Source organism: Actinoallomurus sp. CA-150999 (genome assembly GCF_050942425.1).
Taxonomy (GTDB): Bacteria; Actinomycetota; Actinomycetes; order Streptosporangiales; family Streptosporangiaceae; genus Actinoallomurus.
Map to the genome: position 1 here is coordinate 11452509 of NZ_CP192063.1, position 26323 is coordinate 11478831.

Below are 26323 nucleotides of genomic sequence, written 5' to 3' on the forward strand. Positions count from 1 at the left end.
CTGCAGGGCTACCCGATGTCCCCGGCGGCGCGCCGGTGATGGCGGCTGCAGCGCCTAACCGATGTCGCGGCGGCGGAAGCCCACGAGACCGGCCGCGGCGCCCGCGACCGCCACGGCGGTCAGCACCGCCAGGGGCGTGACGGTCAGGCCGGAGCCGGGCAGCTTGGGCACGTGCGTGAACGGGGACACGTCCATCACCGCCTGGCTCAGCTTGAGCACCGGCCCCATCTGGCCGAGCAGCAGGAACACGCCCAGCACCCCCCAGGCCGCCGCCACGAACCGGGGCACGACACCGAACAGCAGGAGCGCGATCGCCGCCGTCACCCACGCCGCGGGCAGCTGCACCATCGCGGCGCCAAGGAGCCGAGGCACCTGGGTGCCGAGGTCGTGGACCCGCAGCCCGTGGACCAGCCCGGCCGCCACGCCCGCGAGGCCCAGCAGCACCGCCGGACCGGCCGCCGCGAAGAGCAGGTGGCCGATCGACCACCGCACCCGGCGGACCCGTGTCGCCAGGAGCGGTTCGAGGCGTTGTGCCGTCTCCTCGGTGCGCAGCCGCAGCACCACCTGAACGGCGTAGACCGCGGCGATCAGCCCGAGGACGCCCATGACCGTGCCGACGTAGGAGTCCTCGAGTCCCCGCTGGCCGCCCATCTTGGCGAGGAAGTCCTTCGCGCTGGAGCTGTCCTTGACCAGGTCGCCGACGCCCTTGAGGATCCCGCCGATCGCCGCTCCGTACACCACGAAGGCGGCCAGCCACGACAGGAACGCGCCGCGTTGCAGCCGCCACGCCAGGGCGAGCGGGCTGCGCAGCGACGGGGCCGCCTCCGCCGGACCGGGGCGCACGGGCAGCAGGCCCGCGCCGAGGTCCCTGCGCCCGACCAGCGCGTACGCCACGGCCACCACCGCGACCGCGACCACCACTCCGAGGGCGATGAGCCACCAGCGTTCACCGCCGAACGCCCGGACCCGCTGGGACCAGCCGATCGGCGAGACCCAGACCAGCCAGGAGACGCGCGCCGCGTCCCCGACCGCGCGCAGCAGGTACGCGACGCCGACGACGGCGAGCGCGATGCCGCGCGCCGCCTGCGCCGTCTCGGCGAGCTGGGCCGTGACGCCCGCGACCGCCGTGAAGAACAGGCCCGGGACCGCCCAGGCGAGGCCGACCGCGAGCGAGCCCGCCGTCGGGAGGCCGATGGCGATCAGCACGATCGTCGTCACGAGAGCCAGCGCGAGGTTGGCGACGACCCCGACCAGCAGGCCCGCGGTCAGCGGCGCCCGGCGGCCGACGACGCCCGCGCCGACCAGCTCCAGGCGGCCCGCATCCTCGTCGCCCCGCGTGTGCCGGACCACCAGCAGGACGCTCATCACGCCGACCATCACGCCGCCGAGGGCGGCCAGCCGCCAGGCGGTGATGCCGCCGAGCGAGTCGGGCACGAGGATCCGGCCGTACATGGCGACCGTCGAGCCGTTCCCGTTGATGCCGGAGGTGAAGTGACGCACCGAGTCCGGCGTGTCGTACAGCTTCTTGAAGCCGTAGGCGGTGCTCGCCGCGTACGCCGCGAGGGCGTAGACCCAGACCGCGAGCATGATGCGGCTGCGCCGCAGCCCGAGTTTGAGCAGCTGTCCGGTGCCGACGAGGGCGTTCATCGTGCCATCCCCGCGGGGGCCTGGTCCTCGTAGTGGCGGAGGAACAGCTCCTCCAGCGTCGGCGGAGTGCTCGTGAGGCTGCGGACGCCCGCCTGGGTCAGGTGCTTCAGCACCTCGTCGAGCTTGTCGGTGTCGACCTCGAGCTTGACGCGGGTGCCCTGGACGTCCGGGTCGTGCACGCCGGGCAGGGAGGTCAGCCCGTCGGGCGGGCTCGCCAGCTCGGCGGTGATCGAGGTGCGGGTCAGGTGCCGCAGCTCCGACAGCGTGCCGCTCTCCACGGTGCGGCCCTTGCGGATGATGCTCACCCGGTCGCACAGTGCCTCGACCTCGGACAGGATGTGGCTGGACAGCAGCACGGTGCGGCCCTGCTCGCGCTCCTCCTCGACGCACCGCTGGAAGACCTCCTCCATGAGCGGGTCGAGGCCGGAGGTCGGCTCGTCGAGGATCAGCAGCTCGACGTCGGAGGCGAACGCCGCGACCAGCGCGACCTTCTGCCGGTTGCCCTTGGAGTACGCCCGGCCCTTCTTCTTCGGGTCCAGCTCGAACCGCTGGAGCAGCTCGGCCTTGCGCTTCGGGTCGTGGCCGCCGCGCAGCCGGCCGAGCAGGTCGATGACCTCGCCTCCGGTGAGGTTGGGCCACAGGACGACGTCGCCCGGAACGTACGCGAGCCGCCGGTGCAGGGCGGTGACGTCGCGCCACGGGTCACCGCCCAGCAGCCGAGCCGTCCCGGCGTCGCCCCGCAGGAGGCCGAGCAGGATGCGGATGGTCGTGGACTTCCCGGCACCGTTCGGGCCCAAGAACCCGTGCACCTCACCGGACCGGACGGTCAGGTCGAGCCCGTCGAGCGCACGCGTCCGGCCAAAGGTTTTGACCAGGCCGGACACGGAGATCGCGTCTGTCATGCTTCAGAACGTACACTAGTTTCACGGTTTCGTGAAAGTAATAAATCGGATAAACTAGTTGCAGACCCTAAGGAGTGTGACTGCGTGGCCGACCGGAACCCCGAAGCCGTCCAGCGCTTCGTCGAGCGGTTCGCCGCGGAGTTGGTCGAAGCGGGCGTGCCGCGCATGCCCGCACGGGTTCTCGTAACGATCATCGGCTCCGACACCGGCCGCCTAACGTCCGCCGAGCTCGCCGAGACACTGCAGGTGAGTCCCGCCGCGATCTCCGGCGCGGTGCGCTACCTCTCTCAGGTTCGCATGATCCGGCGTGAGCGCGAGCCGGGCTCACGCCGGGACGTCTACGTCTCCGACGGCGACATCTGGTACGAGTCGATCCTCAACCGTGACCGCATCATCCCCCGCTGGCAGCAGAGCCTCCGGGAGGGTGTCGAGGCACTCGGCCCCGACACCCCCGCAGGCATTCGACTGGCCGAGACGCTCGCGTTCTTCGATTTCATTCACGAGGAACTCGGAGACTTCCTCGCCAGGTGGCAGGAGCGCAAGGCCGAGCTTCGGGCCGCCCGCGGCGACTGAGCCCGCCTCAGCGGTATGGGATCTGACCGCCGTTCACGTCACGCGGACAGCACCGGCGTAGTCGCCGCCCAGGCGGACCGGCACCGCGCGGACGTGCGTCCCGGACTGGAAGGCCTCGACCATCTGTCCGGTCCCGAGGTAGATCGCGACGTGGTGGATGTGCCCGCGACCCCAGAACAGCAGGTCGCCGGGGAGCAGCGGACCGCTGCCCTGCCCGGGAGAGAACCGCGCGACGGCGAGCCGGGTATGGAACTGATTGTCGGATGTGCCGTTGAGAATGTCGCGGCCGGTCGCCCGAAAATAGGCGTATCGCACCAGTCCCGAGCAGTCGAATCCGAGCCGTTGTCCGTCGTTCTTACTGGCCGGGTCGTGGCCGTCATAATGGCCGTACGTCGGGCCGGGAAGGGGCCCGTGACCGCCGCCCCAGCTGTACCAGACGCCGATCTGCGAGCACGCCGTCCGGACCGCCTGCTGCGCCACCGGCGACGCGCCCGGCTGCAGCACCCCGCACCCGGGCACGGCGGGCGCGGGGTCCGTGGGCACGCGGACCGCGGCGCTCGCCCCGGATGCCGCCGCGAGGACCCCGCCCGCCAATCCAAAAATACCGACAAAGGATGCGAATTTCCGCATCTCCATGAGCGTCACTCACCCCCGGAATTGATGCCTCGGATTTCCCGGTGACGCTCATTCCCCGTAATGCAATTCCCCAACCGTTCAACGGCGGCGATAACTCGGCGTCGGGTCAGCCTCCGGCGGCGGCGGCGTGCTTCTGCCGTACGGCCTTCTCCAGGGCGCGGGCGATCGGCCAGACCGGATCGGACAGGGCCTCCAGCCGGCGCGCGTGCTCGCGGCGCCCGCGACGGGACAGCACGGTCGGCAGTTCGCCGCGGGCGGCCAGCACGAGCGCGGCCGCGGTGCGGCGGTCGGTGTCCGAGGAGGGGCGCAGGGCGGCCTTGACCTCCGACGCGTACCGCTTCACCTCCCGGCGCTCGCGCAGCCGGACCCGGTCGGGGAGGATCCTGCGCCGCTCCACCTTGATCAATCGATCCTTCTCGAGCTGGTCGCGCACCTCGCGGACGATGCGGCGCTCGTCGGCGTTCACCCAGCGCCGCCAGGATCGCGGTCTGCCGTCGGCGACCTGGCCGAGCACGGCGTCGAGGACCGGGTCGCCGGTCGAGCCGGCGGCGGCGACCTTGGCCTTCCCGTCATCGTCGGCCAGCCGCTCGTCGAGGTAGAGGTCCGCCAGCGCGGCGGCGCGCAGGACCAGGCCGAGCTGGGTGCGGGCGGTGATCCGCTCCTTCTCGACGTCATAGGCCAGCAGGTAGAGGCGGGCGGGGAGCGATCGCGGCAGGTTCATGGTGCGGGGTCCTCCTTCGGAGGTCGGCCGGGTCTTCGTATGCGGCCGGCGTCGCGCGGCATCCGCCCGGCGTCGGCCAGCGCCCGGCGCAGCAGGAACTCGATCTGGGCGTTGGTGCTGCGCAGTTCGTCGGCGGCCCAGCGGGCCAGGGCCTCGTGCACGGCGGGGTCGAGTCGCAGAAGAAGCTTCTTCCGCTCGCCGCCCTTGCGCTCGGGGACCTGGCCTTCGTCGCCGTCCGTCACTGGTAGAGGGTCCCGGTGTTGACGACGGGCTGGGCGTCGCGGTCGGCGCAGAGGACGACGAGCAGGTTGCTGACCATCGCGGCCTTGCGCTCCTCGTCGAGGTCGACGACGTCGTGCTCGGCCAGCTGGTTGAGGGCGGCCTCGACCATGCCGACGGCACCGTCGACGATCCGCTGCCGGGCGGCGACGACGGCGCCGGCCTGCTGGCGGCGCAGCATCGCCTGGGCGATCTCGGGGGCGTACGACAGGCGGGTGATGCGCGACTCGATGACCTTGACGCCCGCCGACGCGACCCGGGCCGCGATCTCCTCGGACAGCCTGCCGGTGATCTCGTCGGCGTTCTCGCGGAGGGAGAGCCGCTCGTCGCCGTGCGCGTCGTACGGGTAGATCCCGGCGATGTGGCGGACGGCCGTCTCGGTCTGGATCGCGACGAACTCGACGAAGTCGTCGACCTCGAACACGGCCTTGGCGGTGTCCTCGACCTGCCAGACGACGACGGCGGAGATCTCGATCGGGTTGCCCTCGGCGTCGTTGACCTTGGTGCGGTCGGTCTCGTGGTTGCGGATCCGGGTGGAGATCTTGCGCCGGGTCGTCAGGGGGTTGACCCAGCGCAGGCCGTCCGTGCGGATCGTCCCGGCGTACCGGCCGAGGAGCTGGACGACGCGCGCCTCTCCGGGCGCGACGGCGGTCAGCCCGACGAGCACGATGGCGGCGGCCAGGATGAGGACGATCGCGACGACGACCAGCGCCGGCTCGCGGGTGAAGAACAGGGCGACGCCGACCGCGATCGCCACGAGGGACGCCGCCAGTATCGGCCATCCGTTGACGCCGTCGGCGACCCGCTCGCCGACCTTGGGCCTCGGCATCTCGAACTCGGCCACGACTCCTCCAACGTGCTTGGTCTGTGGAATCAAAGTGATATCACTTTAAGTCGACAGAGCCCGCAGCGCAAGGCGCGGTAACGCGACCTGACGGGGAGGGGCGATATTGACGCGGGGGATCACGCTCTACCCCGCGCAGGAGGAGGCGCTCATCGAGATCGTCTCGGGCGCGAACGTCATCCTGAACACCCCGACCGGCTCGGGCGAGAGCCTGGTCGCGGCGGGGGCAGGCGCTTCGTGGCGCGGTGGGCCGGCTCTCTCAGGTTCACGTGATCCGGCGTGAGCGCGAGCCGGGCTCACGCCGGAACGTCTACGTCATCAGGTGAGGATCTTGCTCACCTTTTGCGGCGTTCGGATTCGGATGGGTCAGGCGCGCTTGTACTCCTCCCAGGTGTGGATGGTGACCTTGGGTCCGTCGTCGGGGCCGCGGTTGGCGAGCCCGTTCTGGCCGAGGTAGTAGTCGCCGATCTGGTGCTGGGCCTGGGAGGAGAGGTCGGTGTCGTTGATGGCGGCGGCGTGGATGTGCCAGGGCCAGTTGCCTTGGTTGGGGTTGCGCACCCATGCGGCGAAGCCGACACGGCGCAGGGCGCGGGTGACGGTGATGCGGGTGGCGGAACTCATTCCCTTGACGTTGACGTCGATGACGCCGCCGCCGTCGTGGGTGCCCGCGGAGGTGGGGTCACCGCCGGGGTTGTAGGAACCCTGGTCCAGGACGAGTTTGCGGCCGAGCAGCCGTTGTGCCTCGTTCAGCATGGTCCGGGTGCGGGTGTTGATGACGAACTTGCCGATGTGCACCCGGGACCCCGGCACGATGATGTGGGTGACCTTGAAGCGCCCGGCTCCGAGCTTGACGAGCGACGCCTTGGCCGGCAGGCCGCTGGCCTGGAGGCCCTTGTAGCCGAGCGACTTCTGGTATTTCGCGAAGGCGGCGATCGTGGTGGTGCCGAAGGACCCGTCCACCCACTTCTTGTCGAGCAGGTGCCGGGCGCGCAGCGCCTGCTCGACGAGGAGCACGCTGGCCTTGGCGCCCGGGGTCAGCTTGTTGCCGGACCGCCGCGGGTCGATCTGGGCCGCCTTGACGACGGCTTCCATGTTCACACTCGGAAGGGCCTTGGCGTCGGTCCCCGGTGTCGCCGCCTCGGCGGCTCCGGGCAGGGAGGCGAACAGGACGGCCGCCGCGAGGGCAGCGGCGTATGAGGGCAGCTTCATCGGCTCTCCTGGTTGCATGCGGGGGCAGTACCGAAGCACTGGATCGTTCCATCCCGAAGTCGCAGGTCACCGCCGGATTGAGCGATGCCGGCAACCGGCTTCGGCCGGACGCGGCCACCAGCCCGGGCATGACCGTCGAGAGACGGAAGATTCCTTCTTGCCGGGAGCTGGCCACGGCAGATGATCTTGGCCCTTCAAGATCATCTGTATCTAGTCGATGGCCGGATTGGGCCACCGGTCGACGACCGAGCCGGCACGAACGCCGCCACACGGTAGCCCCCTCCGCGTAAGGCGCGGTCCCGCGATTTGGCGGGGACGGGCAGTATTGACGTGTGCGCCTCATCGACCGTCTGCCCAAGGGATCCGACCCCGACGCCGTCTTCGAAGCCTTCAGCGAGTGGGTGACCGAGCGGGGGATCACGCTCTACCCCGCGCAGGAGGAGGCGCTCATCGAGATCGTCTCGGGCGCGAACGTCATCCTGAACACCCCGACCGGCTCGGGCAAGAGCCTGGTCGCGGCCGGGGCGCACCTCGCCGCGCTCGCCCGTGACCAGGTCACCTTCTACACCGCGCCGATCAAGGCCCTGGTGTCGGAGAAGTTCTTCGACCTGATCGAGATGTTCGGCAGCGAGAACGTCGGCATGATGACGGGCGACGCCAGCGTCAACCCCGACGCCCCCATCGTCTGCTGCACCGCGGAGGTGCTGGCCAGCATCGCGCTGCGCGAGGGCGCCGACGCCGACATCGGCCAGGTCGTCATGGACGAGTTCCACTTCTACGCCGAGCCCGAGCGCGGCTGGGCGTGGCAGATCCCGCTGCTGGAGCTGCCGCAGGCGCAGTTCCTGCTCATGTCGGCGACGCTCGGCGACGTGAAGCGGTTCGAGGAGGACCTCACCCGGCGCACCGGCCGCCCGACGGCCGTCGTCAGCTCGGCGGAGCGGCCGGTGCCGCTGAAGTACGAGTACCGGCTGACGCCGCTGCACGAGACGATCGAGGAGCTGCTGCACGACCAGAAGGCCCCGATCTACGTCGTGCACTTCACCCAGGCCGCCGCCGCCGAGCGCGCCCAGGCTCTGATGAGCATCAACGTCTCCACCAAGGCCGAGAAAGAGGAGATCGCCCGGCTGATCGGCGACTTCCGGTTCACGACGAAATTCGGCCAGACGCTGTCCCGGCTCGTCCGGCATGGGATCGGCATCCACCACGCCGGGATGCTGCCGAAGTACCGCCGCCTGGTCGAGCGCCTCGCGCAGGCCGGGCTGCTCAAGGTCATCTGCGGCACCGACACCCTCGGCGTCGGGGTGAACGTCCCGATCCGCACCGTCCTGTTCACCGCGCTGAGCAAGTACGACGGCAGCCGCGTGCGGCGGCTGCGGGCCCGGGAGTTCCACCAGATCGCCGGGCGCGCGGGCCGGGCCGGATTCGACGTGGTCGGCTACGTCGTCGCCCAGGCCCCCGAGCACGTCGTGGAGAACGAGAAGGCCCTCGCCAAGGCCGGCGACGACCCGAAGAAACGCCGCAAGGTGGTGCGCAAGAAGGCGCCGGACGGCTTCGTCGGCTGGGACGAGGAGGTCTTCAACAAGCTCATCGCCGCCGACCCGGAGCCTCTGCAGTCGCGGTTCCAGGTCAGCCACGCGATGCTGCTCAGCGTCATCGGCCGGCCGGGCAACGCCTTCCAGGCGATGAAGAAGCTGCTCACCGACAACCACGAGGACCGCGCGAGGCAGCGCCGCCACATCTCCCAGGCCATCGCGATCTACCGCAGCCTGCTGGCGGGCGGCGTCGTCGAGCAGCTCGAGGAGCCGGACGACGAGGGCCGGTACGCCCGCCTCACCGTCGACCTGCAGGAGGACTTCGCGCTCAACCAGCCGCTGTCGACGTTCGCGCTGGCCGCGATGGAGCTCCTCGACCCGTCCTCACCCTCGTACGCCCTGGACGTCCTGTCGGTGATCGAGTCGACGCTGGAGGACCCGCGCCAGATCCTCGCCGCGCAGGAGAACAAGGCCAAGGGCGAGGCCGTCGCGCAGATGAAGGCGGACGGCGTGGAGTACGAGGAGCGGATGGAGCTCCTCCAGGACATCACCTATGCCAAGCCCCTAGAAGACACGCTCGAGGGCGCGTACGAGATCTACCGGCGCGGGCATCCGTGGGTGGCGGACTACCCGGTCCAGCCCAAGTCGGTCGTGCGTGACATGTACGAGCAGGCGATGACGTTCGCCGAGTACGTCGCGTACTACCAGCTGGCCCGCGTCGAGGGCATCGTGCTGCGCTACCTCGCGAGCGCCTACAAGGCCCTGCAGCAGACCGTGCCCGACTCGGTGAAGACCGATGACCTGCAGGATCTGATCGAGTGGCTCGGCGAGCTGGTCCGCCAGGTCGACTCCAGCCTCCTCGACGAGTGGGAGCAGCTCCAGCACCCCGAGACGGCCGAGCAGCACACGGCGATCGAGGCGAAGCCGACCGCTGTCACCGCGAACGAGCGGGCGTTCCGGGTGCTGGTCCGCAACGCGATGTTCCGCCGGGTGGAGCTGGCGGCCCTGGAGAAGTACTACGAGCTCGGCGAACTGGACGCGGAGGACGGCTGGGACGCCGACCGCTGGGCCGACGCCCTCGACGCCTACTTCGAGGAGCACGACGAGATCCAGACCGGCCCGGACGCGCGCGGCCCGAAGCTCCTGCAGATCGAGCGGGAGACGGACCTGTGGCGGGTCCGGCAGGTCTTGGACGACCCCGCCGGCCACCACGACTGGGGCATCGGCGCCGAAGTCGACCTGCGCGCCTCCGACGAGGCGGGCCGCGCGGTCGTGCACGTCACGGCCGTCGACCGGCTCTAGGGCCTGTCTCGAAGAACACGCACGCCCGTGCCGTGCGTGTTCTGAGGCTGTCTGAGGGCTATGGCACTGTAATCGGTGTGTTTGAACAGATATGCGCAAACCTGGCGAACGCTGCGCTGGCCGGTGACCAGCAGGCGTTCGGTCCTCTTCTTCCGGCGGTGCAGGAGCAGGCCACCGGCCTTCCCGCCGACCGGCTGACCGCCGGGGTCCGGGCGATGGCGGGCGCGATCGCGGAGGCGCCCCCGCACCTCGGTGGCTGGGTGGCCGTGCTGACGGGCGCCCTCGTGGAGAACGGCGCCGACGCGGGCCCCGCCGGCCCTGCCATCGTCGACCGGCTGGTCGAGGTGGCGGCCGCGGCCCTGGCCTTCGCGGGCGCCTGGGAGAAGGCGACCGGCGGCGCGCCCCCGGACCCGATGGAGCACCAGCCGTCCCAGGAGGTCTGGGCGACGGTGCACCCCGAGCTCGGTGACGGCGCGGGCGTCACGATGGAGTCCTGGTGGGCGCTGCCGCAGTTCGCGATGGCCGCCTCCACGATGCTCGCCCGCGACCAGGCCGTCCGCGCCTCCGTGACCGAACGCGACTTCAAGATCTCGGTGGTGGAGCAGGCCGCGCCCTACCTGGGGCAGCTGGAGTACGTCCGTGACCTGCTCAAGGTCCTCGACGGTGAGCGCCTGCTGGTGTTGGACCGTGCCACCGGGCGTGGGTGGACCGTCGTGATCGGCGGCGTCGGCGACAACTTCCAGTTGCACACGCTCCTCGCGCACGCGCTGGTCCGGCCGGGCGGCATGCCCGGGGAGGCGCCCGACCCGCGCTGGGTGGCCTCGTCGATCGACCAGGACGTCGAGCCGGGTACGCCCGCGGTCGCCGGCGTCTGGAACCTCGTCGACGCGCACGGCTCCTGGATCTGGAACGAGGGCGTCCCCGCCGACATCCCCGAGGTGGGCGGCACGCGGATCGTGGTGCTCGACCCGCCGACGTACCCTCGGACGTGGAGCCCGGGCCGCCGCTTCCCGCTGATGCCGGGCTCGCTGACGGTCGAGGGCGCGCACGCCCCGGAAGAGCTGCGCGACTGGTGGCAGCACGTCAAGCCCGCCGTCCCGCCGGCGGGCGGCTGACGCGAGATTGAGCCTCTGGTCTCTGTTCGCCGGCGATCAAGATCACCATACTGCTGCGTACGTTCCCCGCTGAGGAGACATGGTGAATAACACGCAGCGCATGATCACCGGCACTCTCGCGTCCGTGGCGGTGCTCGGCACGGTGGCGGCGATCGCCCCGTCCGCCGGCGCCGCCACCACGGCCGCGCCGAAGTGCACGACCGTGAAGCACAAGGTCGTCCCGGTTCCGACGTACAAGGACCCTTACTGGGACTTCAAGGTCTGCCTGGGCACGGGCAAGGACTCGGAGACGAAGAAGACGTACGTCTACGCCCAGATCGTGCCGACGTTCTACCGGAACGGCACGGACAAGAAGGGCTTCGACTTCAAGTTCCCCACCGACCACGTCGTCCTGAAGGTCTGGCTGCTGCACAACGGCAAGAAGGTCGGCCTGGAGAGCGAAGGCGTCGGCCAGTACGTCAAGCGGTACCTGTGGACCAGTCAACGGTCGCCGCTGCGACTCAACGGCATCTCGACCTCCGTGTGGAAGACGAAGGGCACCTGGCAGGCTGCCGCCGAACTCGACCATGACGTGTCGAACGACAAGCGCGGCGCCTACAAGTTCACCGGGAAGTCCCCGAAGTAGCACCGCGGAGGCGGCACCCGCCGGTCAGACGGCGGGCGCCGCCCGAAAAGAACACCCGGCCGGCGCGGCGTTCAGACCCAAGGCTCTGAGGCCGGACTCGCCGGCCTCCGGCCCGGGCTCATCTCGCCGGCGGGCCGGTGCGTACCTCCCGACGAAGGAGTCATGTTGAGTCTCAAGCAGCGCGTGTTCGCGGCGGCCGTCGCGTCCGCCGCGAGCGTCGGTGCGGTCACCGCGCTCGCCCCGGCCGCCGGCGCCGCCGTCAAGCCGAAATGCACGACCGTGACGAAGACCGTGCCGGTCCCGAAGTACGCCGATCCCCAGTGGGAGATCAGGGTCTGCGTCAGCACGGAGAAGATCGACAAGGACGAGACGGTCATCGCCCGGATCGAACCGATGATGCGTGCGCGCGGCACGAGCAAGAAGGGCTTCGCTTTCAAGCACCCCACAAAGGCCGCCGTCCTGCACATCACCCTGACGCTCGACGGCAAGAAGCAGGCCACCGAAAGCTACGGCATCGGCCAGTACGTCCAGCGATACCTGGGGACCAAGAACCGCCCGTACCCGCTGATCCTCAGCGGCATCTCCGCCTCCGCGGTCAGGCACCCGGGAGCGTGGCAGGCGATCGGCCGCCTGGACTACGACGTGTCGAACGACAAGCGGGGCGCCTACCGGTACACGGTGAAGTCCCCCACGCTCCGGTAGGAACCGCCCGCGGGAGGAGATGGACCGGCGAGGCGGCGTCCGCCGGTCAGACGGCGGGCACCGCCTCCTCGAAGGCGGATTCGTCCCGGATGCCTGGGCCTTCGAGGGCCGCCAGGAAGTCGTGGGCCCAGCGGTCGATGTCGTACTCGATCACCCGCTTGCGCAGTGCCCGCATCCGGCGGTTCTGCTCGGCCGGGTCGGCCTGCATGGCCTGCAGCATCTTCTGCTTCATGCCGTCGATGTCGTACGGGTTGACGAGGAACGCGCGCTTGAGCTCCTCGGCCGCGCCCGCGAACTCGCTGAGCATCAGGCTGCCGCGCAGGTCCGCCCGGCAGGCGATGTACTCCTTGGCGACGAGGTTCATGCCGTCGCGCAGCGGCGTCACCACCATCACGTCGGCGGCGAGGAAGAGCGCGGCCAGCTCGTCGCGTGTGTACGACGTGTGCAGGTAGTTGATGATCGGCGCGCCGAGCTCGGAGTAGAGCCCGTTGGCCCGGCCGATCTGCAGCTCGATGTCGTCGCGCAGGATGCGGTACTGCTCGACGCGCTCGCGGCTCGGCGTCGCGATCTGGACGAACACCGCGTCCCCGCTCTTCAGCCTGCCGTCGCGGAACAGCTCGCTGAACGCCTGGATCCGCTGGCGGATGCCCTTGGTGTAGTCGAGGCGGTCGACGCCGAGCAGGATCGTGGCCGGATTGCCGAGGTCCGCACGGATCTGCGCGGCCCGCTGCCGTACCTCGGGCCGGCCGATGAGGTCGATGAGCTCCTTGACGTCCACGGAGATCGGGAACGCCTCGGCATGGACGATCCGGTCGTCGACGAGGATCTCGTTCCGATGGGTCTTCACGCCGCACAGGCGGCGGCAGAGCCGCGCGAAGTTCGCGGCGGCGTCGCTGCTCTGGAAGCCGACCAGGTCCGCGCCGAGCAGCCCTTCGAGGATCCGCTGCCGCCACGGCAGCTGGACGAACAGCTCCATCGGCGGGAACGGGATGTGCAGGAAGAAGCCGATGCGCAGGTCGGGGCGCAGCTCGCGAAGCATCTTCGGGACGAGCTGCAGCTGGTAGTCCTGCACCCAGACGACCGCGCCCTCGGCGGCGACCTCGGCCGCCGCCTCCGCGAACCGCCGGTTGACCCGGACGTACGCATCCCAGAGTGTCCGCTTGTACACCGGCGGGACGATCACGTCGTGGTACAGCGGCCAGAGAGTGGCGTTGGCGAAGCCCTCGTAGTACCGCTCGACGTCGTTCGTGGTCAGGCAGATGGGCACGAGGTCCATGCCGTCGGCGGTGAAGGGCTCCACTTCCTCGTCCGGCGCGCCGACCCAGCCGACCCACGCGCCCCCGCGGCGCTGCATGACCGGGACGATCGCCGTCACGAGGCCGCCCGGGCTACGCCGCCACGCCGCCTCGCCGTTCTCGTCGATCACACGGTCGACGGGCAGCCGGTTGGCGACGACAACAAACTCACTCTTCGTAGACGCTCCCACATTCCTCTTCCTCCCCAAATCGGACTATTCGATCCCTCTTGAACACGTTTCGCGATCAGTGTCACATCGGTAGGAGGCGCGGAGGTTCCCTCCACCTTGCGGGGGAGCCAGAATCAGCCTGCGGTGTGAGGACGCGGGGCCCTCCCTCGGTGATGATTACGTCAAGGCTCCAGCGAACCCCCACAAAGGGTCTCCCCCACGAGGAAACAGTGTGAGCACCGCCACCGGTCTTATCCCCGGCCGGCCGCCCGCCGGACGTCTCCGGCCTGCCTGGATCACGGGCATCGTGGCCGAGCTGCTGCTGCTGACCGCCGAGCCGCTCGCCCGGCTACGGCGAGGCCGGCTGCCTCTGGCGTTCGGCTCGTCCGCCACGGTGCTGATCCTCTGGTCGCTCCACTTCTCCTCGCTCGGCACGTACATCGTCCGGCTGATCAGCGACGTTTCGGCCTCCACCCCGTTCTACCTCGCCGTCGTCCGGCTACCCGCGTCGATGTACGCTCCGGCGCCGAACCTCCCGGTGTGGGGCTCGCTGCTGCAGGTGTTCGTCGTGTTCGGGATCGCCGAGGCGCTGATCGGGTGGCGCCGTACGCTCATGGTCGCGCTGACCGCGACCTTCCTGTGCACGCTCAGCGGCCGGATCATGTGCTACCTCGGACCGGACTCGATCGTCGGCCTGCCGTGGATCTCCCGGTACGTCTCCGACACCGGCCCGTCGGCGGCCGTCGTCGCGCTCGTCGCGTACGTGTGCTGCGTCCGCCGCGCCCCGCGCACGATGACCGTCCTGCTCACCGCGATGGTCACCGAGGTCACCCTGCTGCCCAACCTGGCCGGGCGCGAGCACGTCGTCGCCATCGCCCTCGGCATCCTGGCCGCCCTCGCCGTCCCGGCCGCCGGCCGGCTCCGCCGCGCGTCGAGAAAAGCGATGTCCCCCGAGTCAGGGGCTCGTCATGGTTGATCACGCTGTCCTACGATGACCCCCCGGGGATGGCGGTGATTTGGGGGTTTTCGCGTGCGTGTCCATCATCTCAACTGCGGCACGATGTACCCCTTCGGCGGACGCATCCTCAATGAGAGCGGCGACCGGCTCGCGTCGGCCCGGCTGGTCTGCCACTGCCTGCTCATCGAGTCCGACGAGGGCCTCATCCTGGTCGACACGGGGATCGGGACGCAAGCCGTCGCCCGGCCGAAGGAGATCCTGGGCCGCTCCTTCGCCGCGATGACCCGGCCCCGGCTCGACCTGGGTGAGACGGCCGTCCGCCAGGTCGCGGCGCTCGGCTACGCCGCCGCCGACGTACGCCACATCGTGCTGACCCACCTCGACGTCGACCACACGAGCGGGCTCACCGACTTCCCCGACGCGGAGGTGCATGTGCACGTCGCGGAGCTGGAGGCGGCCCGGCGGCCCGTGACGCTGCTCGAGCGGGAGCGCTACCGGACCGCGGTGTGGTCGCACCGCCCGCGCTGGGTCGAGCACCACCCGGGCGGCGAACGCTGGCACGGGTTCGAATCCGTACGCGGCCTTCCCGGCGGGCTGCTCCTGATCCCGCTCACCGGGCACACGCGCGGCCACGCCGGCGTCGCGGTGGACACCGGCGACGGCTGGCTCCTGCACGCCGGGGACGCCTACTTCCACCACCGCCAGATCGAGTCGGGCGCCTGCCCGCCCGGCCTGCGCGTCTTCCAGTCCCTCGTGCAGGCCGACCGTACGACGCGGCTGCACAACGTCGGCCGGCTCCGGGAGCTGGCCCGGACCGGCGACGTCACGATGTTCTCCGCCCACGACCCGGTGGAGCTCGAACGCCGGAAAGCGACGGCTCAGGAGCCGTCCCGCAGGCCGAGCAGGCGCCTGGGATCGTAGGCGATCACGGCTCAGAAGCCATCGCACGGATCCAGCAGGCGCCTGGTCTCGCTCAGGAACCATCACGCGGGTCGAGCAGGCGCTTCGGCTTCGCCAGCCGTCGCGCAGGTCGAGTAGGCGCGTCGGCTCGCTAGGAACCGTCACGCAGGTCGAGCAGGTGCCTCGGCTCGCTAGGAACCGTCACGCAGGTCCAGCAGGCGTCTCGGCTCGTAGGCGATCGCGTCGAACGTCGCGGTGCAGCCGGCGCCGGTGGGCGACTGGGCCTCGAAGCCGTACGACGGGACCTCCGAGGCGTAGAGCGCGAAGTGGCGGATGAGCCGCCAGTACGCGCCGTCGGTCGAGGCGTGGAAGGCGTACGCCGTGCCGACCCGCGCCACCCGCAGCCAGACCTGACCCCCGTCCACGACGAAGGCGTTGCAGTCGTCGGACGTGCCGCGCGTGACCACGGACACGACCATGGGCTCCCGCTGCGGGGACAGCTCGAAGGCGAGCTTGGCCCAGGCACGGTCGTTCAGCCACACGAGCAGCGCGCCCGCGTCGAACGTGGACTGGAAGTCCACCTGGACGCGGGCGCTGAGCAGAAAGTCGCCCTCCGCGCAGGCGAGCAGGTGCGGCGCGTTCAGCGTCACGGCCGTCCGCTGCGGGTCGATGAACAGGTCCGTGCCCGGACCGGCAGAGATCTCGAATCCGTCGTCCGTCATCCGGTATGAACTCGCCGGCTCTCCTTCCCACCGCAACGACACGGGGATGCGGGGGATTCCTAGCTGCCCGACTGCACGCGCCACACCGTCTCCTTAGGTCCGCCAGGCGTGTTTTGGAGCGCTCCCAAGGAGAAAGTAGGCCGCGGCCCGGAATTCGTACAGAGTGCGCCGGGCGTTCATTTCTTCAGCATGTACCGGCACTGGGCGACCATGCCCGTCTTCTTGGTGACGACCGACCCGTCGACCGTGATCTGGCAGGTGATCTTCTGCTGCGACGGCGCGTTGGCCAGCACGGCGAGCAGTCCGCCCTTCACCTTGGCGGTCTTCTTCCACGGCAGCTTCACGTTCGAGGCGCTGCCGTTGCCGCCCGCGTTGTAGAGGATCCCCGAGAGCTCCCCCGAGCCCAGCACCTCCAGGACTACCTCGTGAGCGCCGCCCGCGGGCTTGGACTTCGGTTCCCCGGACTTCTTCGCCCCGCCACCGGAGCCGGCCGCCTTCTCGCTCGGACTGGCGGAGGCGGGGTCGTCCTTCGCCTTCGAACCGCCACCGCAGGCGGTGGCCGACGCGAGCATTCCGGCAACGGTGCAGAAGATGAGTATTCGCCGCATCCGCCGAAGATTACTGGCAGCGGAAAGTTAATCGATCTTTACCCGGCCGACCAGGCGGTTGAAGCGGGCCAGCATCGTGGCGAGGACGCGGACGTCCTCCTCCGGCCAGGCGCCGAGCAGCTTGTGGAACCTGTCCTGACGGGCGGTGCTGATGGCGTCCATCCGCCGACGCCCCTCGGCAGTGACGTCGAACCGGTGCGCGCGCCGGTCGTCCGGATCCGGCCGCCGCTCGATCAGGCCGAGCTCCTCCAGGACCTTCAACTGACGGGTCATGGTGGCCTTGCCGATCCCGAAGTACTCCGCGAGGTCGCTGGGCCGGGCCGGCGCGCACTCGCGCAACCCGACGAGCAGCCCGTACGCCGCGGAGTCGAGCCCCGGATGGACCTCGCGCATCATCTGGGTGGACAGCGCCCGCGCGCGGCGCAGCAGGACGCCGATCTCGTGCTCGAGGGCGTGGTACGCCTCGTGCTTACCGGTATCGGGCGAAACTGGTGCTTCGGTCATCGTTCGCTTCCCTTGAGCCGTGCCGTCGGCGAGGCCGAATGGCATGATCCCACCCCGCGCGGCCCGGTTTCGCGTTTCCTTCAAGAGTGGCACGACCGGGGCGCGTGACCGGGCCGGAGCTGCCCCAGGCGGGTGACCGACCCGGGCCGGAGCCGACCCGGGCAAGTGACCCTCCCGGGCGGGTGACGGACCCGGGCGGGTGACCGACCCGGGCAGGTGACCGGGCCCGGCGAGTGACCGGGTCGGTGCAGGTGACCCGCACGGGCAGGTGACCCGCACGGGCAGGTGACCCGGTCGGGCGGGTGACCCGGTCGGGGCAAGCGACCGGGTCGGGGCGAGGGACCGGGCAGGGGCGGGCCGGCCCGGTCCTGTCGGTCACGCCGCCGGGTGGCCGAACCACATGTCGTGCGCGTCCTCGTCGTGCCCGTTGAGGCTGACCGCGCTGGCCACGGGCGCGTACCCGGCTGCGGTGACGGTGTACTGGCCGCCGGTCAGGTCGGCGAAGGAGTACCGACCGTTCGAGCCGGTCACGGTGACGCCGACGACGTTGCCGGCCGCGTCGAGCAGGGTGACGCGGGCGTCGGCGACCGGGCCGTGGCCGTGCGCCTGCACGGTTCCGGCGATCCGGGCGCCGGGCCGCAGCTCGACGTCCTGCCGGGTCACTCCCGAGTCGCCGCCGACCTCGGCCGGCACCGCGGCCGGGCGGTGGCCCTCGGCGCTGACCGCGACCGTGTACGTCCCGGCGACCACCTGGGTGAAGGCGTAACCGCCCTCGGCGTCGGTCACCCCACTCGCGACGACCTCGCCGCGAACGTCGGTGACGACGATCATCGCGTCCGCGACGGGCGCGCCGTTCATGTCCCGCACGGTGCCGGCAAGGCCGCCGTTGCCGGTGAGGACGAGGTCGAAGTCGAGCGGCCGGTCGCCGGTGACCAGCGTCGCGGCCTGCGGGTCGTGGTCGCCGGCCGCCGCGATCAGCACGTACGTGCCGCTGCCGGGAGTGGCCACCTCGTACCGGCCGTCCGGCCGCGCCACCGCGCGACCGATCTGGCGGCCACGGATGTCGATCAGTGTGATCGCCGCACCGGGTACGGGCGTGCCGTCGGCATTGCGGATGACGCCGCGGATGACGCCGCCCTGCCGCACCTCGGGCGCGACCGGGGAGCCGAGAAGACCGTCCTGCCGCACCTCGGGAACAGCCGTGGAGCCCGGAAGGCCGCCCTGCCGCAACGCGGCGACCGGCAGGCCGTCCTGCCGTACCTCGGAAGCGAGCGGAGAGACCGGAATGCCGTCCTGCCGCGTCTCGGGAGCGACCGGGAAAACCGGCCGGTTCGCCAGGGCCGGCTCCTCGCGCCGGGCGTGCTGGCCGCGCGGGGCGGCGCCCGCCGGTGCCGTCTGCTGCCCGAGGTTCGCGGTGCGCAGCGGCACTTCCTTGATGAACACGATGGCGAGCAGCGCGACGAACACGCACGGCGCGGCGAACAGGAAGACGTTGCCGATGCCGTGGCCGAAGGAGTCCTCGACGACCGCGCGGATCGGGGCGGGCAGCGCGGACAGCTTGGGGATGGACTCGCTGCCGCCGCTGGACAGGCCGGCACCCCGAACGCCGAGGCGGGCCATGCCTTCCGCCGTGTAGTGCGTCACCCGGTTGGACAGCAGCGCGCCGAGCGCCGAGACACCGATCGCGCCGCCGAGCGTACGGAACAGCGAGACGGACGAGCTGGCCGCGCCCATCTGGTCGTTGCGCACCTGGTTCTGCACGGCCAGCACGGTGTTCTGCATCGTCGTCCCGAGACCGACGCCGACGAGGAACATGAAGATCGAGGCTTCCCAGTACGCCGTGTCGTGACGCAGCATGCTCATCAGGGCGTACCCGGCCGTCATGAGGACGCCGCCGCTGACCATGAAGGCCTTGTAGCGGCCGGTGCGGGTGATGATCCGGCCGCTGATGGTCGACGCGAGCGCCAGCCCGGCGATCATCGGCAGGGTCATGATGCCGGCCTTCGTCGGCGAGTCGCCGCGGGCGAGCTGGAAGTACTGGCTGAGGAAGGTCGTCGAGCCGAACATCGCGACGCCGATGAACAGGCTCGCCACCACGGCCAGGCTCATCGTGGGGTTGCGGAACAGGTGCATCGGCACGATCGGCTCGGCGGCCTTGATCTCGACGAGGACGAAGATCAGGGCGAGGACCACGGCGCCGCCGACCATCGCGCCGGTCTGCCAGGACAGCCAGTCGTACTTGTTACCCGCGAACGAGACCCAGATGAGCAGCAGGGACACCGCGGCGGTGAGCAGCGTGGAACCGAACCAGTCGATCTTGACCTTCCGCTTGCTGACCGGCAGGTGCAGGGTCTTCTGCAGCACGATCAGGGCGAGGACCGCGAAGGGGACGCCGACGTAGAAGCACCAGCGCCAGCCCAGCCAGGACGTGTCGACGATGGCCCCGCCGATCAGCGGGCCGCCGATCGTGGCCAGCGCGAACACCGCGCCCATATAGCCGGAGTAGCGGCCACGCTCCCGCGGCGGGATCATCACCGCCATGATCGTCTGAGCCAGGGCGGTGAGCGCGCCGGCGCCGAGGCCCTGCACGACCCGCGCCGAGATGAGCATGCCGGAGTTCTGCGACAGGCCGGCGAACGCCGAACCGAGGACGTACACCAGCAGGCCCAGCTGGATGAGGAGCTTCTTGCTCGTCAGGTCCGCGAGCTTGCCCCAGATGGGGGTGGAGATCGTGGTCGCCAGCAGGGTGGCGGTGATCACCCAGGTGTAGGCGGTCTGGCTCGCGTGCAGGTCGGCGGTGATCGTCGGCAGTGCGTTCGACACGACGGTCGACGACAGGATGGCGACGAACAGCCCGAGTAGCAGGCCCGACAGCGCTTCCATGATCTGCCGATGAGACATCGGGGCGTCCGCGCCGTGGCCGGTGCTAGCCCGTACCCCGGCCGGTGCTGCGGTTGTCATCAAGCTCCTTATCGCTCCATGGCCGTACGGGCCCATGACTTATTTGCCCAAAGCAACTATAGATGTACTTGGTTGCCCTAAGCAACGTGTCTCATCCCGTCGGCATTCCCTCGACGAGGTCGGAACACCATCCGCGCCTGCGCGCATGACGAGGTGGGCGATAGGAAAATGAAAAGGGCCGACCACGGCCGTACGGCCTGGTCGACCCTCGGGTCGTGGGTGCGGGTCAGCCGCAGGCCGGCTGGGAGGTGAACTTGTAGGAGCCGTACGTGCCGCCGTAGACGACGCATTCGCCCGTCGGGTTGTCCGCCTTGACCGCACCGGCGTAGTACTTGTACGCGGCGGGACCGTCGACCTTGACGGTCGCACCGGTCGTCAGAGAGGCCGAGATCTTGACGGAGTTCCCGACGTACGAGTCCCCCTTGAGGGTCACCACGCAGTTGCTCGGACCGTTGTTGAGCCAGTAGACGCGTGCCTCGCCGGCCTTGCCCAGCGGCTGCGACTCGACCACCTGGAAACCGGACCCGCAGATCTGCTCCGGGGTGTACGGCTGCGTCCCGGCCGCCGCCGTCCCAACCGACGCCGTCAGCGCGATGCCGCCCCCGAGCGTCAGCACGGCGAGCCTCTTCATCCCGTTCATGTCTCTCCCAGCCATACGTCGCACAGCCCGGATCACGCCGATCCGGATGATCAACAATAAGCGTTGTTGATCATGGTCTGGGAGGCCCGTCCGTGACGGTCGGCCGACGGGAAGGTGACCTCAGAGCGGCTCGCCGGCGAGGCCGGAGAGGGAGAGCCGCTGGGTGAGCCACAGGTGGAAGGACCCGGCGTTCCCGAGCCAGACGGCAGTACTCGCGGCGAACTGCTCACGGGTCACCCCGCCGTCGACGCGCATCATCGCCTCGCTGACGATGATCACACTGCCGTCGTCGTCGGTGGCGGTGTAGACCTTCAGGCCGGTGGTGTCGCGGTTCCACTCGTCGAGGACCCCGCAGAGCGTCGACTTGTCCTCGACGCTGAAGAAGTGGTCATAGATCGTGCGCGCGGAGAAGACCTCGTCCTCGTCGTGGATGGTGAAGAAGAGGCTGAAGCACGGCCACCTCGTACCCAGGCGGCCACGGGAGTCGCGGAACGAGCTGATCTCCAACTGGTCCAGTACGTCTTCCAGGAGCTCGAGGTCGGGCCGGACGACGCACGCGTGAGGACCGCTGGAGGACGGACTACTCGGAGGTTCGGCTTCCATGCGTGACTCCCTTCTCGCGGACAGTAGTCAGATTGTGCCTCACCAACGCCATTGGAGACGCGTTACCGTAACTTTCCGCTGGAACCAGCGATCGGCCAGCCGTACGACCGGGCGATCGATTCGACCGTGGGCGAAATATCCCGTCCCTGGCGTGCAGGCATGGACACCGAGACGGTGCCCGGAGCACAGGTCGCCGAATCCCACCGCGTCGCCCGGCACGCTCCTTCCATGCCGAGCGTTGACCTCCGGTTCGCTCAGTGCTGGTTCGGGGCGAGGCAGAGCACGTAACCGTCCCCGCTTGTTTTGCCGCGCCAGTAGCGGACGGTCGCCGAGGGGTACGGGCTGCAGGCGCCCTTGCCGCCGTTCATCTCCTCGATGCTGACGCTGATCCGGGAGACGTGCTGGACCTTGCCGACGACCTTGTAGGTGGCCGACGCGTCCGTGCAGGCGACGGTCTTGATGTTGTCGCCCGTGATGTGCTTACCGCTCGAGGTGGTCTGGTCCGACGTCTTCTTGACGCAGTCACCGACGGCCGCCTCGTCGGAACCGGATGACAGCCGGTTGATGACGATGATGCCCACCAGGGCGACGAGCGCGATCGGCAGGACGATCAGCAGCCGCTTCCGGCGCTGGTCGGGCGCGAGCCCCGGCGGCGGACCGTACGGTCCGGGCGGACCACCGTACGCGCCGGGCGGACCGGGAGGCATGCCGGGCCCGGGCATACCGGGAGGAGGCATGCCGGGTCCAGGTCCACCGGGAGGAGGCATGCCCGGTCCGGGTCCACCGGGAGGAGGCTGCATGCCGTACGGCCCGCCGGGTCCCGGGCCCGCCGGGCCGGAGGGCGGCATCGGGTTGGGCTGCTGCCAGTTGGGCGATCCGTCTTGCGGCGAGGGCTGTGGGGGGTACGGCGCGGACATCGATCCTCCTGGTGAACGAACCGGGGAGGCCACGTGCGGGTCGCCTCCCCGAGGGGGACGTTCCGACGATCACGCTCGATCGAGCAGAGAGATCGGGAACCGTCCCGGGATTCTCGCACGTCCCTCAGAGGATCCTGTCGATCACCCTCGGTGGCGGCTGAGCCTCGGCCGTACGAGACGTCAGCGGGCCTTGGCGTCCTTGACCTTGCCCTTGATCGTCTTTGGCACGAAGAGGTGGTACGCGGCCGCCTGCACGGTGAAGCAGGTGCCCTTCTTGATGGTGCGCGGCTTCCCGTTGAGCGTCATCGCGTAGTACTTGTTCTTCCGCATGAGCGGCGGCGAGTCGCTGCCCCTCCAGTCGGTGAACGCGACGTGTCGGCTGTCGCAGGTGACGAGCCGGAGTTTGAGCGGCTCGGTGCCGTCCGTGTTGGTGAGCGCGAGGTAGATCGGGCCCGTACGAAGAGCCTTGAACCCCTTGCCTGCGGCGAGGGTCTTCTTCGTCATCTTGGTGTGGAGGGACCACTTGGCCTCCGGCGCCTGCGAGGTGACGGACGCGTCGGCACCGGCGGCGGGCAGCACCAGCGCGGCGAGCACCATTCCGGCGGCCAGGGATAGAGAGACAAGTCGCTTGGACACGTGGGCTTCCTTCGGGGGATTCACCGCGCCTCTGGCGGGACCGGACCAAAGATGATCATGATCCGGCGACCGACACCCTACGGTGCCGCCCCCTCCGTAACAACCGGAACGCAGGCCGATACACCCGGCGACCGTGACTCACTGGAACCACATTGGCCACATGCGTATCGAATAGGGGTCTGGGACCTCGCCCAGGCGGCACAACGAACGACTACGAAGGATCCATCAGTGATGCAGACCCCCCTTCGCCTCGCCGGAGCGCTCACCCTGACGACCGCGCTCGCGCTGTCGGCCACCGCCTGTGGCAGCGCGGACAAGAAGGCCGCGTGCGAGAAGCTCCAGAACACCATCCAGCAGACCAGCCGCACGGGCATGACCCAGATCAACAACCCGAACGCGCTGGCGCAGACGTACGCCACCGGCGCCGCGACCATGCGGCAGGAGGGCAAGGACTCCGGCGACGGCGACGTCGAGAAGGCGGCGAACCACGCTGCGTCCGCGATGGAGAAGCTCGGGAGCCAGGTGAAGTCGGCGGCCGGCGGCAACCCGCAGATGCCCGACTCCACGGACCTGATCAGCGCGGGCAAGGAGCTCAAGTCGGCCTGCGGCTGACCTCGCCCCTTCGGCCCAGGGGTCACCGCCGGCCGCGCCGCCGACGGTGACCCTTCACGGCCGGAGCCTTACGTGAAGCGGACGACGAGCCTGCCGCCACCGATGTACTGAAGGTCGGCCGCGAACCCGCCATCGGCGGCGAACTTCGTCTTGTTGGCCAAGCGCACGGCCAGGCTCCGCCGACCTTGACGTGCTTGCCGGTGTTCTCCTCGTGACCCCAGATCGTGAACTTCTTGATCAGCACGGGCTTGTACTTGTGCAAAAGCTAAAAACCGACCCTCACCGTGGCAGAGCGCCAAAGGGTGCGCGTTCTCGCGGTGAGGATCACGCGCAACCACGGCGCAGGCTGAGTGGGTCCCGGGATTCGGACCAAGTCTCTGACCAAGAAGGTGAGCTTCATGAAGGTCCTGCGCAGGCTTCTGGCGACGCTGGCGTGCCTGCTGCCGGTCGTCACCGGCATCGTGGTCATCGGCAGTGGCACGGCGTACGCCCTCGGCCCCGGCCGGATCTGCATGTTCAACGCGCCGAGCGCGGTCCTGGGGGCCGGGCATGTCGGCTGGGCGTTCGAGGTGGGCACCAGCGGTCAGTGGGTGTTCGGAGCCACCGATGACAATGCGGCGGGTGACTATGCCGTTCCGCCGGGGCAGTACAACGGCGCCTGGACCGGCTCAGGGGACTTCACCGCGGCCAGGAACACTTTCCGCGACAGCTCGATCGGCTACACGCGGTACCGGTGCAAGAACACGCCCACGAGTGCCGTCGGCGGGGCCACGCAACTGGCCAACGATGCGAAGAACTGGGGCTATACCGCGTTCGGAAACAACTGCCTGGACCACGCATGGACGATTCTCACCGCCTACCGCGGCGGCGAGATGCCGGATCCCTGGTCGAACATCATCCCGAACAACTTCTTCGGCTACGGCCTGGATGACTATGGGTGGGAGCGGATCGTTCTCCTGTGAACGGCGGCAGGTTCACCCGGGCGGCGTGGCCGCTGTAGTCACGCGGTGTGCCATCAGGCTCGGCGTACGAGGCGTGCGCATTACTCCACACGTAATCGCTTCTTATACCTCATGCAGGTGATCCTTAGGTCTGTCAGCAGCGGAGAACCGCTCCGCGGCCGAGACGATTGAGGAGAATCATGGCTGCATACGCCATCGGACACCTGCACGACGTCGACCTGGGACCGGCGATCGTCGAGTACCTCGAGCGGATCGACGCGACCCTGGAGCCGTACGGTGGGCGCTTCGCGATCCACGGTGCCAAAGCCGACGTGCGGGAGGGCGACTGGTCGGGCGACCTGGCCGTCATCGAGTTCCCCGACCTGGACAAGGCGCGCGCCTGGTACGACTCCCCCGCCTATCGCGAGATCATCCCGCTGCGCGCGGACCACTCCCGCAGCACCATCCTGCTCATCGACGGCGCCGGCGACGACCACCGCGCCACCGACGTTCTCGCGTGAGACCGTTCGAGGTGGTCCGAGCACAAGCGAGCTCGCTCGGGCCCGGCGAGGTGCCGCGAATCGTCAGGCCCCAGCGCGTCGCGCCCGGTGCAGCAGGTACGCCGCCGATGCGAGGGAGCCGACGAGAGTGACCAGCAAGACCGTCGAGGCGGTGCCGACCGAGGTACCGGACGACTCGCAGTGGCCCGTCGCGTCACAGGTGGTCATCCCGCCCCAGAAGAAGAGGTAGTAGGCCGGGATGACCAGCCCGCCGGGGAACACCAGCGTGCCGATCAGCTTGTCGCGGAGCGTCCAGCGCGCGGACGCCCAGAGCAGCACCGCCCCGATGAGCCAGCCGAGCAGGGGCAGGACGATGCCGCCGATCAGCAGGAGGATGACCGTCGCGATCTCGTAGGCACCCGCGCGCGTCCGAGGAGACGCCTGCGCAGCCGTCGCCGCGCGTACCGGCGACGTCTCCGGCAGGCCGACGCCGGCCTCCTGAACGATCTCCTCTGGGGTACCGAGACGGTCGAGAATCGTCCGTACGGTGGCTTCGGTCCGGTCGGGGCTCTGCGCCAGCACGGTGTCGATATGCTCCCGGATCTCCGCGACCAACTCCGCCCGGCGATCCGGCGGCAGCCCCCGCGCCGCCGCCTCGAGACGGCCGAGGTAATCCCCGATCAGTTCATCGGTCACCGTCATCGCCCTCACGTCCCTTTCCCGATGAAATGCTCGACCGCGCCGCTGAACCGCTCCCACTCCGCGGTGAAGGCCTCCAGCGCCTGATGTCCCGCGGGCGTGAGCCGGTAGTAGCGCCGCGGCGGGCCGGTGGTGGACTCCTGCCACACCGTCTCGACCAGCCCTTGGCGCCGCAGCCGGGACAGCAGCGGGTAGATCGTCCCCTCGCTGATGACCATGCCGTCGACCTCGCCGAGCATCCGTACGATCTCGACGCCGTACCGCTGCTCGTGACGCAACAGCGCCAGCACGCAGTACGGCAGCGCTCCCCTCCGCATCTGCGTGAGAAGGTTCGATGCGTCACCCGGTTCCATGCGACGCATAGTACCTAGCTTGACATGGCGTGTCTAGGAAGGGACGGCCCTCCGCTGCCCCTCACCACGGGTGCCTGGCACATGCCCACCCCGGTGATGAATTCGAAATCGATGACGCCGATGAAATGACAAAGGTGTCGCCCGGCTCGCCCTAGCGATTTGAAAGCGTCCCCCTACGACACATTTGTCTCATGCCGGATGGAACAAGTACCGAACT

General features: G+C 69.6%; 29 protein-coding genes. 11 read left to right on the plus strand and 18 right to left on the minus strand.

Features of this window, described 5'->3' with window-relative positions:
• Window positions 1-54: 54 nt before the first annotated feature.
• Window positions 55-1647 (minus strand): ABC transporter permease, encoded by a 1593-nt coding sequence (locus tag ACQP2O_RS52995; protein ID WP_433178038.1) that lies wholly within the window; start codon window positions 1645-1647, stop codon window positions 55-57.
• The gene (locus ACQP2O_RS53000; protein ID WP_433178040.1) at window positions 1644-2549 is read right to left on the minus strand and encodes an ABC transporter ATP-binding protein; all 906 of its coding nucleotides are present in this window, start codon (window positions 2547-2549) and stop codon (window positions 1644-1646) included. Before ACQP2O_RS53000 ends, ACQP2O_RS52995 begins: the two co-directional genes overlap by 4 nt.
• Before the next feature lie 84 nt (window positions 2550-2633).
• On the opposite strand from ACQP2O_RS53000, the gene ACQP2O_RS53005 reads away from it, so the two are divergent.
• On the plus strand, window positions 2634-3122 hold the full coding sequence (locus tag ACQP2O_RS53005; RefSeq protein ID WP_433178042.1) for a GbsR/MarR family transcriptional regulator: 489 nt from the start codon (window positions 2634-2636) through the stop codon (window positions 3120-3122).
• A gap of 33 nt (window positions 3123-3155) precedes the next feature.
• Here the strand turns inward: ACQP2O_RS53005 and ACQP2O_RS53010 are convergent, their stop codons facing one another.
• The 4 genes from ACQP2O_RS53010 to ACQP2O_RS53025 all read right to left on the minus strand — a co-directional run bounded on the left by ACQP2O_RS53010 (window position 3156) and on the right by ACQP2O_RS53025 (window position 5587).
• Complete coding sequence (locus ACQP2O_RS53010; protein WP_433178044.1) at window positions 3156-3752, minus strand: C40 family peptidase; 597 nt, start codon at window positions 3750-3752, stop codon at window positions 3156-3158.
• Window positions 3753-3864: 112 nt separating this feature from the next.
• Entirely contained in the window at window positions 3865-4479 is a 615-nt protein-coding gene (locus ACQP2O_RS53015) for a GOLPH3/VPS74 family protein (protein ID WP_433178046.1), read from the minus strand.
• Entirely contained in the window at window positions 4476-4721 is a 246-nt protein-coding gene (locus ACQP2O_RS53020; protein ID WP_433178048.1) for a toxin-antitoxin system HicB family antitoxin, read from the minus strand. Before ACQP2O_RS53020 ends, ACQP2O_RS53015 begins: the two co-directional genes overlap by 4 nt.
• On the minus strand, window positions 4718-5587 hold the full coding sequence (locus ACQP2O_RS53025) for an SPFH domain-containing protein (protein ID WP_433191503.1): 870 nt from the start codon (window positions 5585-5587) through the stop codon (window positions 4718-4720). Before ACQP2O_RS53025 ends, ACQP2O_RS53020 begins: the two co-directional genes overlap by 4 nt.
• Window positions 5588-5708: 121 nt before the next feature.
• On the opposite strand from ACQP2O_RS53025, the gene ACQP2O_RS53030 reads away from it, so the two are divergent.
• Window positions 5709-5885 carry a hypothetical protein gene (locus ACQP2O_RS53030; RefSeq protein WP_433191574.1) on the plus strand — a complete coding sequence of 59 codons (177 nt, stop codon included), beginning with the start codon at window positions 5709-5711 and terminating at the stop codon, window positions 5883-5885.
• Window positions 5886-5968: 83 nt separating this feature from the next.
• On the opposite strand, the gene ACQP2O_RS53035 is transcribed toward ACQP2O_RS53030, so the two are convergent.
• Window positions 5969-6811 carry a peptidoglycan-binding protein gene (locus ACQP2O_RS53035; protein ID WP_433178050.1) on the minus strand — a complete coding sequence of 281 codons (843 nt, stop codon included), beginning with the start codon at window positions 6809-6811 and terminating at the stop codon, window positions 5969-5971.
• 332 nt (window positions 6812-7143) lie between these two features.
• On the opposite strand from ACQP2O_RS53035, the gene ACQP2O_RS53040 reads away from it, so the two are divergent.
• The 4 genes from ACQP2O_RS53040 to ACQP2O_RS53055 all read left to right on the plus strand — a co-directional run bounded on the left by ACQP2O_RS53040 (window position 7144) and on the right by ACQP2O_RS53055 (window position 12087).
• The gene (locus ACQP2O_RS53040) at window positions 7144-9645 is read left to right on the plus strand and encodes a DEAD/DEAH box helicase (RefSeq protein ID WP_433178052.1); all 2502 of its coding nucleotides are present in this window, start codon (window positions 7144-7146) and stop codon (window positions 9643-9645) included.
• Window positions 9646-9722: 77 nt separating this feature from the next.
• Complete coding sequence (locus tag ACQP2O_RS53045; protein ID WP_433178054.1) at window positions 9723-10760, plus strand: hypothetical protein; 1038 nt, start codon at window positions 9723-9725, stop codon at window positions 10758-10760.
• 79 nt (window positions 10761-10839) lie between these two features.
• Entirely contained in the window at window positions 10840-11385 is a 546-nt protein-coding gene (locus tag ACQP2O_RS53050; RefSeq protein WP_433178057.1) for a hypothetical protein, read from the plus strand.
• Window positions 11386-11547: 162 nt separating this feature from the next.
• Window positions 11548-12087, plus strand: a complete 540-nt coding sequence (locus ACQP2O_RS53055; RefSeq protein ID WP_433178059.1) for a hypothetical protein — start codon at window positions 11548-11550, stop codon at window positions 12085-12087.
• A 46-nt stretch (window positions 12088-12133) separates the two neighbouring features.
• Here ACQP2O_RS53055 and ACQP2O_RS53060 read toward each other — a convergent pair whose 3' ends face one another.
• Window positions 12134-13573, minus strand: a complete 1440-nt coding sequence (locus ACQP2O_RS53060; RefSeq protein WP_433178061.1) for an alpha,alpha-trehalose-phosphate synthase (UDP-forming) — start codon at window positions 13571-13573, stop codon at window positions 12134-12136.
• Between the two features lie 211 nt (window positions 13574-13784).
• On the opposite strand from ACQP2O_RS53060, the gene ACQP2O_RS53065 reads away from it, so the two are divergent.
• Both ACQP2O_RS53065 and ACQP2O_RS53070 read left to right on the plus strand, forming a co-directional pair.
• The gene (locus ACQP2O_RS53065) at window positions 13785-14528 is read left to right on the plus strand and encodes a hypothetical protein (RefSeq protein ID WP_433178063.1); all 744 of its coding nucleotides are present in this window, start codon (window positions 13785-13787) and stop codon (window positions 14526-14528) included.
• A gap of 54 nt (window positions 14529-14582) precedes the next feature.
• Entirely contained in the window at window positions 14583-15431 is an 849-nt protein-coding gene (locus ACQP2O_RS53070; protein ID WP_433178065.1) for an MBL fold metallo-hydrolase, read from the plus strand.
• A gap of 170 nt (window positions 15432-15601) precedes the next feature.
• On the opposite strand, the gene ACQP2O_RS53075 is transcribed toward ACQP2O_RS53070, so the two are convergent.
• From ACQP2O_RS53075 to ACQP2O_RS53110, 8 genes are all read right to left on the minus strand, one after another.
• Window positions 15602-16216 (minus strand): DUF1349 domain-containing protein, encoded by a 615-nt coding sequence (locus tag ACQP2O_RS53075; RefSeq protein ID WP_433178067.1) that lies wholly within the window; start codon window positions 16214-16216, stop codon window positions 15602-15604.
• Window positions 16217-16308: 92 nt separating this feature from the next.
• A complete protein-coding gene (locus tag ACQP2O_RS53080) occupies window positions 16309-16740 on the minus strand; it encodes a hypothetical protein (protein WP_433178069.1) in 432 nt (143 codons plus the stop codon).
• A 27-nt stretch (window positions 16741-16767) separates the two neighbouring features.
• Window positions 16768-17244 carry a MarR family winged helix-turn-helix transcriptional regulator gene (locus ACQP2O_RS53085; protein WP_433178074.1) on the minus strand — a complete coding sequence of 159 codons (477 nt, stop codon included), beginning with the start codon at window positions 17242-17244 and terminating at the stop codon, window positions 16768-16770.
• Window positions 17245-17619: 375 nt separating this feature from the next.
• Entirely contained in the window at window positions 17620-20205 is a 2586-nt protein-coding gene (locus ACQP2O_RS53090) for an MFS transporter (protein WP_433178076.1), read from the minus strand.
• A gap of 226 nt (window positions 20206-20431) precedes the next feature.
• Window positions 20432-20845: a hypothetical protein gene (locus tag ACQP2O_RS53095; RefSeq protein WP_433178078.1), complete on the minus strand. Its 414-nt coding sequence runs from the start codon at window positions 20843-20845 to the stop codon at window positions 20432-20434.
• A 120-nt stretch (window positions 20846-20965) separates the two neighbouring features.
• Window positions 20966-21448 carry a YbjN domain-containing protein gene (locus tag ACQP2O_RS53100; protein WP_433178080.1) on the minus strand — a complete coding sequence of 161 codons (483 nt, stop codon included), beginning with the start codon at window positions 21446-21448 and terminating at the stop codon, window positions 20966-20968.
• Between the two features lie 254 nt (window positions 21449-21702).
• A complete protein-coding gene (locus tag ACQP2O_RS53105) occupies window positions 21703-22185 on the minus strand; it encodes an LppU/SCO3897 family protein (protein WP_433178082.1) in 483 nt (160 codons plus the stop codon).
• A 360-nt stretch (window positions 22186-22545) separates the two neighbouring features.
• Window positions 22546-23001 carry a hypothetical protein gene (locus ACQP2O_RS53110; protein ID WP_433178084.1) on the minus strand — a complete coding sequence of 152 codons (456 nt, stop codon included), beginning with the start codon at window positions 22999-23001 and terminating at the stop codon, window positions 22546-22548.
• Between the two features lie 231 nt (window positions 23002-23232).
• Between ACQP2O_RS53110 and ACQP2O_RS53115 the strand changes: the two genes are divergently transcribed.
• The 3 genes from ACQP2O_RS53115 (at window position 23233) to ACQP2O_RS53125 (ending at window position 25075) form a co-directional block, all read left to right on the plus strand.
• Window positions 23233-23613, plus strand: a complete 381-nt coding sequence (locus ACQP2O_RS53115; RefSeq protein ID WP_433178086.1) for a hypothetical protein — start codon at window positions 23233-23235, stop codon at window positions 23611-23613.
• Window positions 23614-24011: 398 nt separating this feature from the next.
• A complete protein-coding gene (locus tag ACQP2O_RS53120; RefSeq protein WP_433178089.1) occupies window positions 24012-24575 on the plus strand; it encodes a hypothetical protein in 564 nt (187 codons plus the stop codon).
• 179 nt (window positions 24576-24754) lie between these two features.
• Window positions 24755-25075, plus strand: a complete 321-nt coding sequence (locus tag ACQP2O_RS53125; RefSeq protein WP_433178091.1) for a DUF1330 domain-containing protein — start codon at window positions 24755-24757, stop codon at window positions 25073-25075.
• A gap of 63 nt (window positions 25076-25138) precedes the next feature.
• Here ACQP2O_RS53125 and ACQP2O_RS53130 read toward each other — a convergent pair whose 3' ends face one another.
• Both ACQP2O_RS53130 and ACQP2O_RS53135 read right to left on the minus strand, forming a co-directional pair.
• Window positions 25139-25756 carry an HAAS signaling domain-containing protein gene (locus tag ACQP2O_RS53130; protein ID WP_433178093.1) on the minus strand — a complete coding sequence of 206 codons (618 nt, stop codon included), beginning with the start codon at window positions 25754-25756 and terminating at the stop codon, window positions 25139-25141.
• Window positions 25757-25761: 5 nt separating this feature from the next.
• On the minus strand, window positions 25762-26106 hold the full coding sequence (locus tag ACQP2O_RS53135; protein ID WP_433178095.1) for a PadR family transcriptional regulator: 345 nt from the start codon (window positions 26104-26106) through the stop codon (window positions 25762-25764).
• Between the last annotated feature and the right edge of the window lie 217 nt (window positions 26107-26323).

What these genes read in the sequence shown, in the direction of transcription:
- ACQP2O_RS53100 (WP_433178080.1), bottom strand. Translation starts at nt 21,448, where the DNA reads ATGGAAGCCGAACCTCCGAGTAGTCCGTCCTCCAGCGGTCCTCACGCG.
- ACQP2O_RS53050 (WP_433178057.1), top strand. Translation starts at nt 10,840, where the DNA reads ATGGTGAATAACACGCAGCGCATGATCACCGGCACTCTCGCGTCCGTG.
- ACQP2O_RS53125 (WP_433178091.1), top strand. Translation starts at nt 24,755, where the DNA reads ATGGCTGCATACGCCATCGGACACCTGCACGACGTCGACCTGGGACCG.
- ACQP2O_RS53035 (WP_433178050.1), bottom strand. Translation starts at nt 6,811, where the DNA reads ATGAAGCTGCCCTCATACGCCGCTGCCCTCGCGGCGGCCGTCCTGTTC.
- ACQP2O_RS53090 (WP_433178076.1), bottom strand. Translation starts at nt 20,205, where the DNA reads ATGACAACCGCAGCACCGGCCGGGGTACGGGCTAGCACCGGCCACGGC.
- ACQP2O_RS53105 (WP_433178082.1), bottom strand. Translation starts at nt 22,185, where the DNA reads ATGCCTCCTCCCGGTATGCCCGGGCCCGGCATGCCTCCCGGTCCGCCC.
- ACQP2O_RS52995 (WP_433178038.1), bottom strand. Translation starts at nt 1,647, where the DNA reads ATGAACGCCCTCGTCGGCACCGGACAGCTGCTCAAACTCGGGCTGCGG.
- ACQP2O_RS53000 (WP_433178040.1), bottom strand. Translation starts at nt 2,549, where the DNA reads ATGACAGACGCGATCTCCGTGTCCGGCCTGGTCAAAACCTTTGGCCGG.
- ACQP2O_RS53095 (WP_433178078.1), bottom strand. Translation starts at nt 20,845, where the DNA reads ATGAACGGGATGAAGAGGCTCGCCGTGCTGACGCTCGGGGGCGGCATC.
- ACQP2O_RS53120 (WP_433178089.1), top strand. Translation starts at nt 24,012, where the DNA reads ATGAAGGTCCTGCGCAGGCTTCTGGCGACGCTGGCGTGCCTGCTGCCG.
- ACQP2O_RS53080 (WP_433178069.1), bottom strand. Translation starts at nt 16,740, where the DNA reads ATGCGGCGAATACTCATCTTCTGCACCGTTGCCGGAATGCTCGCGTCG.
- ACQP2O_RS53135 (WP_433178095.1), bottom strand. Translation starts at nt 26,106, where the DNA reads ATGGAACCGGGTGACGCATCGAACCTTCTCACGCAGATGCGGAGGGGA.
- ACQP2O_RS53085 (WP_433178074.1), bottom strand. Translation starts at nt 17,244, where the DNA reads ATGACCGAAGCACCAGTTTCGCCCGATACCGGTAAGCACGAGGCGTAC.
- ACQP2O_RS53115 (WP_433178086.1), top strand. Translation starts at nt 23,233, where the DNA reads ATGCAGACCCCCCTTCGCCTCGCCGGAGCGCTCACCCTGACGACCGCG.
- ACQP2O_RS53015 (WP_433178046.1), bottom strand. Translation starts at nt 4,479, where the DNA reads ATGAACCTGCCGCGATCGCTCCCCGCCCGCCTCTACCTGCTGGCCTAT.
- ACQP2O_RS53130 (WP_433178093.1), bottom strand. Translation starts at nt 25,756, where the DNA reads ATGACGGTGACCGATGAACTGATCGGGGATTACCTCGGCCGTCTCGAG.
- ACQP2O_RS53025 (WP_433191503.1), bottom strand. Translation starts at nt 5,587, where the DNA reads ATGCCGAGGCCCAAGGTCGGCGAGCGGGTCGCCGACGGCGTCAACGGA.
- ACQP2O_RS53055 (WP_433178059.1), top strand. Translation starts at nt 11,548, where the DNA reads ATGTTGAGTCTCAAGCAGCGCGTGTTCGCGGCGGCCGTCGCGTCCGCC.
- ACQP2O_RS53010 (WP_433178044.1), bottom strand. Translation starts at nt 3,752, where the DNA reads ATGCGGAAATTCGCATCCTTTGTCGGTATTTTTGGATTGGCGGGCGGG.